Source organism: Methylorubrum sp. Q1 (assembly GCF_004683995.1).
Lineage (GTDB): Bacteria > Pseudomonadota > Alphaproteobacteria > Rhizobiales > Beijerinckiaceae > Methylobacterium.
The window spans coordinates 1-4400 of sequence record NZ_SRHQ01000064.1; the positions used below are offsets into that span (position 1 = coordinate 1).

Genomic DNA, 4400 nt, shown 5'->3' on the forward strand with positions numbered 1-4400 from the left:
TTTCTGCCCCGTTTTCCCTTCGAGCCGCGGGCGGTTTTCGCCTGTCCCGGAACCATCTGTCCCCGGCTCGCGATTGGCTCGACGGTTTCTCGATCCGTGAGAGCCTGAGGGTATGCCGAAGCGCGTCGCCTCTTTGTCCGGCAGTCAGAGTGATGGGGGTCGATCCCTCTGAGAGCGGTCCAGGCTGCGGCTGCCCCCTCCTTGAGGTGAGGTCGTGCTTCACGCGGAGCACGACCTCATCCCTCTTTATCGTCGGGACCTGAAGCTCCCGCTGCGGCTCAGGCTCTTGAGGATGCCCTTGATCTCGGCCCGACGCTCGCCTCGCGAGTGGGCGTAGATCGACTCGTCGCGCAGCTTCTGCTCGATCTCGTAGTCAGAGAGCCCGGCCCGATGCAAAGCCGCACCAAGCCGGAAGAAGGCGGCATGGCCGTCTCCCCGCGAAGCCCTGCGCCAACCTTGAACGGCCTTCTCAACGAGGTCTGCTCGGCGACCGGCACTGGATCGGGCCTGCTCCGCGGCGAGCGCATCGCGGATAGCCTGAAGGCTCTCGCTGACCCGGACCTTCTCCGACGCCTTCCCCGGGACCTTGGGGGGTGCTGGTTCGGGGGCGGGAGCGGGCCTCATCGGCTCGGGTTCAGGGCGCAGGTCGAGGATGCAGTGCTCGATCCAGGCCACCAGATCGAGCGGACCGCGCTTCGGATCAGCCTCGCCGTAGTCGATGAAGAACGAGTCCGCCGGGTCCTTGGCCTGACAGGGCAGGTAGAACATCGAGGCCGCGTTGAACTTGCCCTCGTCGAAGCCGTGGCAGAGGCGCGGCTTGGCGTCGGAGCGCTTCGCCTGCTTCTCGATCTGCCTCTTGCCCCAGAGGCCCGCTCGGTTCAGCACCTTCACGATCTGCGCCAGGATCAGCCCCTGCACCTCCATGCTCATGGCATGACTGGTCGGGATGAAGGCACGCCAGCGTGGCGCCGCCGTCGTGGACGAGGCCGTGTTCCAGACCACGATCCGCAGATAGGGGAACAGGTCGGCAAAGGCGGCGTGCGTGAGGTCACCGCCGTCGTTGTCGAGCCAGATGCCGCGCAGATGCGTGACGTTAGCAAGGCCGTGGAACGTCTCGCTTGCCTTGTCGGGATCGAAGTGGGCGGGCGAGAACACGCCCGCCTCCTCCTTCGGGACCACACGGGTGTGCAGGTCGCGCAGGCCAGCGATGAACACGTCGTCGTCCTCGTGATCGACGTGATCGAGCGGGAGCCGATCATACGTCGCCCGGAAGACGGTGCCGCTGGTCGCAGGCGCCGAAGGCGACGCGAACGGCGTCACGATATCTCCTTTAAGGTAAGGGTTTTCGTCACGCGCGAACTCGCGCATCTCGGCTCGCACTTGCTCCACGAACTGCGGGTAAGTGCCCCGGATGAACGAGGTCCCGTTGATGGCGTCGAGTTCGGCCAGGAGCTTGCGCTTCTCTCCCTCTCTGTAGGCCCTGGCCTTGGCGGCGTCGTCGGCGTGCCGCCGCGGCCGACCGGCCTTGCCCTTGCGCGGCAGCATGCCCGTGCCCGGCAGCGGTTCGACGATGGCGCCGGGGAACAGATCGGCCAGCCAGTCGGCCGTGTCCCGGTCCATGACGATCACCCGCTTCGGGTTCTCATCCGCGGGGTTGCGGATCGAGCAGCGCATGACCGCCTGATAGACCGCCGTTCGGTAGCAGCCCGTGCGCAACTCCTCGCCCGAGATGCCGCGCGTCTCCATGAAGTGGAAGTGCACGGGAGGCGGGTTGAGCGCCGAGACCACCACCACGTTGTGGTAGCCCTGGAACGAGTTCAGCCCGTGTGGGGTGTTGGGCAGGCGCTTCGCCCCGGCCAGCCCGAAGAAGTTGTCATCGAGGTCCTTGTTGCCCATCCAGACAAAGGGCTCCGAGCCGAGCAGGCTGCCGATCGCCTCCTTCACCCGGCGCAGGACCGTGGTGGAGACGCCCTTCTCGTCCGTCACCGAACGATCCCGGAACCGCTTCGACCACGCCTCCTCGGATGCGTAGAAGATAGTGATGCGCTCGCCATGCTCGTGCTCGGTGTAGCGCAGATCGGCCCGCAGCCCTTCCTCGACTGGCCGGATCGGGACGCCCTTCGCCGTGAGAAGGCGGAAGAACGTCGTCTCCGTCATGCACGCCGAGGCGAAGGTGGCCGTCGCAAAGCCGTAGAACAGACTTGGCTCCATCAACGAGTAGGTCGTCAGCGAGGCGCCAGCCTTCTTGCCCTCGACCATCCGCTGGTAGCTGTCCTGCTTGGCGTAGACGGTCCAGTCGTCGGACAAGATGCGGGGACTGATGCCATTGAACAGGGCAAGGACGTCGTCCCCGCTCTGGTTACGCGCGATCTTCTTCAGGCTCACCGTGCATCCTCCTCGCCAGAGGCAACGTCTTGGCGAACCGCTTCCAGCCGTCCGTAAACCGACCCCATCGGAACAAGCGTGAGGTAAGGCAGGATCAGATGGTGCGTCTCGGGGAGCCTCAACTCCTGGAACTTGTCCGCCTCCAGCACCTCGTCCACGATGAGGTGCCAGTTCGCCTTCTCCTGAAGATACGGGACGCGCAGGAACGCGGCGTGCGTGACGAACAGAACCTCTCCCTGCTCGGGATCGGCGTCCTGGAAGTGCCGAACGATCTCAGCAACAACCGAGGTGCCGTCGAGGTCAACGTCACCGTGAAGGACCCGGTAGGGGTACGGCGGGTCGAGAGGCTGGAGTTCGTCCTCGACCGTCTTGTCGATGAGGTGCTTGGTCGGCTGGATGAAGAGGACCTTGCAGCCGCGGCGGGCGATCCGGTCGGTGTACCGTGCGAGCGCACGCGTCTTGCCCGCCCCCGCAAGGGCGTCAAAGTAGTAAAAGCACATGATGAATCAACCAAAAATTACATACTGAAGATGATGGCCGCTTGCGGGTGTTTGGAGAGCACCATGCCTGCGACAGCGTCGAGCGGAACATGCTCGATCGCGAAGCGTCACAGGCGGGAGCCATTCCCGCCAGAAGCCTGAGCCCTAAAGGCGGGCTCGGCGGGGCTTCTGCCGGACGGCAACCCTACAGGTCAAGGCCCTTTTTGCTCCTGATTCGTGCGAACCGCCGTCGCCCAGCATGAGCGCCATAACCGATCGGTCTGCGTCTCCCAGAAGCAGATTCGCTTGCGCGATTCCTGATCCGTGCTCCCCTCGATCCTTGGTCCGAGGATCAGCGTGAGGGTATCGGGTGGCAGGGCTCTATCGCCGCGGCGATGTCTGGTGGGTTCGGTTCAGGCGGAACGGCACCCACGTCCGGAAGAGTGCGAAGACGACGAGAAAGGCGGAGGCGCAAGCCTACCTAGAGCGTTTGCTCGCAGAGCAGGCGGGACGAGCGCGCGGTGATGCTCCGCGGCATCGCTTCGAGGAAGCCGTCGAGCGCTACTTCCAGGAAACGCGCGTCAGACCCAAAACTCTGAGCAGCTACCGGAGCAACAGTCGGACGTTGGCGCCGACGTTCAATCTGCTCCACCTCGACGAGATCACGCGCCGGGTCATCGCCGAGTTCGTCACCGCGAGGAAGCGGGCCGGAGTCACTGACACGACGATCCGGCGCGACCTCGCCTTCTTGAGCGTGATCTGCTCGGCCTGCGGGCGGTGGGGCTGGCTGGACACAAATCCGGTCACGGCCTTCGGTAAGCGCGGCCTACGCGAAGCTCGTCCGCGAACCCGTTTCCTGACGCAAGCTGAGTTCGATCGGCTCCTAGCCGTGGCATCGCCGAGCTTGCGCCCGGCGATCATCCTCGCTGTCGAGACCGGCATGCGTCGTGAGGAACTGTTCGGCCTCACGACCACCGCCATCGACCTGAACCGGCGGGAGGTCCACCTGGAGCGCACCAAGACGGGGGCGCCGCGTCGAGTGCCGCTCTCGGACAACGCCATCAAGACCATCAAGGGCCTGCTAGACGAGCCCGGCCGCCCCCGCTCGTCGTACCTTTTGTGCAAGGTCGATGGCTCGCGCTACTGCGACATGAAGAAGGGCTTCGGCGGGGCCTGTCGTCGGGCCAAGGTCACCAACATGCGGTGGCACGATCTCCGCCACACCTTCGCAAGCTGGTACGTTCAGCGCGGCGGCGACCTCTACCGTTTATCGCGCATCCTCGGGCACTCCGGCCTCCAGATGACCGCCCGGTACGGGCACCTTCGAGTCGAAGACCTGCACGAGGAGATCGGACGGGTGGCACAAAACCGGCCACAGGAGCGTCTGATCCGATCGACAGAAAAGGCCGGAAACGACCATCCGCCAGAGGCTCACGAACGTCAAAACACTCAATAAACCAGAGAGTTAGAGCGTTCGACAAGCCATGGTGAAGTGGTGAGCGCGCTGGGACTCGAACCCAGGACCTACAGATTAAA

3 protein-coding genes are annotated in these 4400 nt (G+C 64.6%); 1 reads left to right on the top strand and 2 read right to left on the bottom strand.

The features are described from left to right. Positions 1 to 246: 246 nt before the first annotated feature. Both E4V01_RS25150 and E4V01_RS25155 read right to left on the bottom strand, forming a co-directional pair. The gene (locus E4V01_RS25150; protein ID WP_135300266.1) at positions 247 to 2385 is read right to left on the bottom strand and encodes a hypothetical protein; all 2139 of its coding nucleotides are present in this window, start codon (positions 2383 to 2385) and stop codon (positions 247 to 249) included. Beyond that, on the bottom strand, positions 2382 to 2885 hold the full coding sequence (locus E4V01_RS25155; protein WP_135300267.1) for a DEAD/DEAH box helicase family protein: 504 nt from the start codon (positions 2883 to 2885) through the stop codon (positions 2382 to 2384). The genes E4V01_RS25150 and E4V01_RS25155 overlap by 4 nt, the downstream gene beginning before the upstream one ends. A 349-nt stretch (positions 2886 to 3234) precedes the next feature. Between E4V01_RS25155 and E4V01_RS25160 the strand changes: the two genes are divergently transcribed. Beyond that, positions 3235 to 4320 carry a site-specific integrase gene (locus E4V01_RS25160; protein ID WP_135300268.1) on the top strand — a complete coding sequence of 362 codons (1086 nt, stop codon included), beginning with the start codon at positions 3235 to 3237 and terminating at the stop codon, positions 4318 to 4320. Positions 4321 to 4400 lie beyond the last annotated feature (80 nt).